The following is a 3299-nucleotide window of genomic DNA, read 5'->3' on the forward strand; positions in this document are numbered from 1 at the left end:
CTACTGGATCGAGTACCGCAAGGTCGGCGGTTCCTGGATCCGCCTGCCGTATCCGGTGAGCACCTGCTGCTCGTTCACGGTGAAGTACCTGAACAACGGCACCACGTACGAGTTCCGGGTCCGGTCGACGAACCTGGCCGGGACCAGTTCGCCGTCGAACACGGACACCGCCCGGCCGATGCCGCCGCTGCCGAAGCCACCGGCCAACCTGCGGGCCCTGGCCCGCGACGGGGACGTGCAGCTGAGCTGGACGGCCAGCCCGACCCCGGGCGTCTACTACAACGTCTACCAGCGCGACGCCTCGCTCAACGGCTGGTGGGAGAAGCTGCCGTACCCGGTCAGCAAGACGTCGATGACCGCCGGATACCTCGCCAACGGCCACTACTACAACTTCAAGGTCACGGCGATCAACGCGGCCGGGGAGAGCGCGTCGACGAACATCGTCACCGCGCTGCCCCAGTGGGCCAACGGCACCACCCGGGCCGCCGCGGTCACCAGCAGCTGGATCCTCGCCGACTACGGCCAGTTCGACCCCATCCAGCGGTATGACATGACCGCCACCGTCCGCGGCACCCGCAACGGCGACTACATCCAGGTCGACGGCCACTGGCACACGAACAACGACAAGCGACTGCTGTCGGGCATCTTCTGGTATCTCGTCATCGACTGCACCGAGGGCTACACCGTCATGCACCGCACGCTGGAATATCCCACCGGCGGCCCGACCAGCGGCAACCTGACCTTCTACTACACCAGGAACCCGCAACGCATGTACAAGGTGCAGGTCTGGGGCGTCGGGGAGATCACCTACAGCGGAGGCATCTACGGCAGGTTCGCGCGCAGCCCGTCGCGGGGCATCATCCCGTTCATCACCGAGACACCCTGCTTCTGACCGGCTGGCCGCGGGTGCCGGGCCGGGCCGCCCGGATCACGGGCAGCGCGGGCCGATCACCTCGGCGGCCACCCGCGCCAGGGTGTCGCCGCCGGCACCGTCGAGGACCCCGGTGACCACGGCCTCGACGGTCGCCGGGGTGAGGACGTCTGCGGCGTTGCGTCGGAACTTGGCGGCCACCTCGGCGGGGCTCAGCGGGTCGTCCGGGTTGCCGCGGGCGTTGCGCACGGTGGCCGAGGCCGTGCCGCCGTCCCGCCAGCGCACCGTGACCCTCGTCGGCCGCTCGCCCGGGAGGGCGGCCGTGAAGGCCGGTTCCTCGCGCAGGTCGACCAGCGCGGCCAACGCGCCGACCTCGGGGCGGGCCAACCGGTCGGGCAGGAAGCCGGCCGCGGCCAGTTCGCCGTCCAGCGCCAGGGTGGCCAGGCTGACCGGCACCGAGAACCGCGCGTGCAGGTCCGAGGAGACCTCGGCGGCGGACAGCGACGCGGCGAACGCGAAGGTGTCGACCTCGATCGCGGCCAGCCCGCCCCGGTCGCGCACCGGGTCCGGTACGCCCGCGACGGCGGCCCGGAACGCGTCCAGCGCGGGGTGCACCCAGCGCGCGCAGGCGTACGGCTTGAGGTAGCTGTCAGCCAGCCGCCAACGGGTGCCCAGGCCGGCAGTCAGGTCGACGGTGGACAGGTCGGTGCAGACCAGACCGTCGAGCAGTTCGCCGAGCAGGGCCGGCGAGCCGGTGACGCCGTCGGCCGCGCGACGGGCCGCGGCGGCCCCGTGGTAGGCGCCCAACCCGGTCCACAGGTTGCGCACGGTGCCACCGTTCATCGGCACGGCCAGGGTCGCGGCCATCGGCACCGCGCCGGCCAGCTCGATGGCGGTCGCGGTGGCGGCGGGGGAGAGGTCGTACCACAGGGCGGTGGCGACCGCCGCGGCGATCGGGCCGTGGATGCCGTGCGGGTGCAGGCCGGGACGCAGGGTGGTGCCGACACCGAAGCGCATGCCGATCTCGTTGGCGATCAGGAAGATCTCCAGCAGCCGTCGGTCGTCGACCCCGCTCGCGGCGGCGTGCAGCAGCACCGGCAGCGAGTGCGGCGCGGGGTGCGCCGTCGGCACCGGCGGCAGCCGGTGCCCCTGCGGGTGGAACGACCCGCCCGAGTCGGCGTCCAGCCAGGTCGCGGCGGCACCGAGGGTGAGCAGCCGGCCGAACGGCAGGTCGCCGGCGGCCGCCGGGCGCAGCGCCTCGCCCAGGGTCCGCACGGCCGGATAGCGCAGACCGCCCAGCAGCGCGCCCAGGGTGTCGAGCAGCAGCGCGCGGGTGAAACCGACGACCTCCGCGGGCGCGTCGTCGAGGCTGCTGTGGTGGGCGAACGCGGCGATCCGCGCGGTGTCGATTCCGGTCATCGTCCGTCCTTCGTCAGACCCTCGCGGACCGCACGGCCCAGGTCGTCGAGGCGGTCCAGCACACCGTCGAGAGCTCCGGCCAGCACCACGCCGTCGACGCCGACCGCACCGAACGCGGCGAAGCGTTCCGCGACCGCCTGCCGCTCGCCGGTGACCACGAACCGGTCGCGGACGAACCGGTCGGCCCCGGCGGGCACGTCGCGGCCGGTACGGGCCTCGGCGGTGCCGTGCCGCCGGTAGTCGTGTGCGTCGGCCACGGCGGCGACCCCGGTGCGCAGCGCGGCCGGCACGTCGAACCAGTCCGGCGCCTGCACCAGCCGGGCCGCGCACGAGCCGAGCACGGGCGCGGCGGCGGCATCGGCGGCGGCGTCGTCGTCGGTGACCACCGCGCGGACGAACATCCAGACCGGCACGTCCGGCCGCGCCGACCGGGCCAGCGCCACCGCCTTGCCGACCACGGCCGGGTCCGCGCCCGCGTCGATCAGCACGCCGCCGAGCCGGGCCGCGGTGGCCGCGATGGTGCGCGGCCCGGAGGCCGCGCCGAGCAGCAGCGCCGACGCCGGCACCAGCTCGCGCAGGGTACGCAGCGACGCCTCGTACGCGCGCAGCGACGGCGGCGCCAGCCCTTCGTTGCGCACCGAGCTCTCGCCCCGCCCGACCACCGTGAGCAGCCGACCGGGGTGGTGCGCGTCGAGGGTGCGCACGGCGCCGGCCACCGCGGCCGGGTGCCGCAGCCCGAGACTGAGCACGCACGGCCCGGCGAGCCGGGCCGGGGTGGCGCTGAGCACCCGCTCGGTCTCGACCAGGCAGTCGGGGAACAGCCGGGGGCTGTCGGCGAGGGCGACGCCGTCGAGCCCGGCGGCGAGCGCGGCGCCGGCCAGCTCGACCGGGTCGGCCGCACCGGCCGGCCGGGCCACGTTGAGCACGATCATGGCAGCGCCTCGACCAGGTCCGCGACCGCCAGCCCGGCCCGGACTGGTGTGGCGATCTGCTCGGCCCGGACTGGTGT

Annotated in this window: 3 protein-coding genes; 1 reads left to right on the forward strand and 2 read right to left on the reverse strand. The window is 74.6% G+C overall.

All coding sequences use genetic code 11. From position 1 onward, the window contains the following. Positions 1-892: fibronectin type III domain-containing protein (locus LQ51_RS18715; RefSeq protein WP_046567505.1), on the forward strand; the 892-nt coding region annotated here is incomplete at its 5' end. A 36-nt stretch (positions 893-928) separates the two neighbouring features. Here the strand turns inward: LQ51_RS18715 and LQ51_RS18720 are convergent. Together LQ51_RS18720 and LQ51_RS33445 are read right to left on the reverse strand one after the other, a co-directional pair. Beyond that, the gene (locus tag LQ51_RS18720; protein ID WP_046567507.1) at positions 929-2290 is read right to left on the reverse strand and encodes an MmgE/PrpD family protein; all 1362 of its coding nucleotides are present in this window, start codon (positions 2288-2290) and stop codon (positions 929-931) included. Next, on the reverse strand, positions 2287-3222 hold the full coding sequence (locus tag LQ51_RS33445) for an LLM class flavin-dependent oxidoreductase (RefSeq protein WP_046567509.1): 936 nt from the start codon (positions 3220-3222) through the stop codon (positions 2287-2289). Before LQ51_RS33445 ends, LQ51_RS18720 begins: the two co-directional genes overlap by 4 nt. Positions 3223-3299 lie beyond the last annotated feature (77 nt).

Source organism: Micromonospora sp. HK10 (genome assembly GCF_000982955.1).
GTDB lineage: Bacteria > Actinomycetota > Actinomycetes > Mycobacteriales > Micromonosporaceae > Micromonospora.

Coding starts and splice junctions, on each gene's coding strand:
- LQ51_RS18720 (WP_046567507.1), bottom strand. CDS start 2,290: ATGACCGGAATCGACACCGCGCGGATCGCCGCGTTCGCCCACCACAGC.
- LQ51_RS33445 (WP_046567509.1), bottom strand. CDS start 3,222: ATGATCGTGCTCAACGTGGCCCGGCCGGCCGGTGCGGCCGACCCGGTC.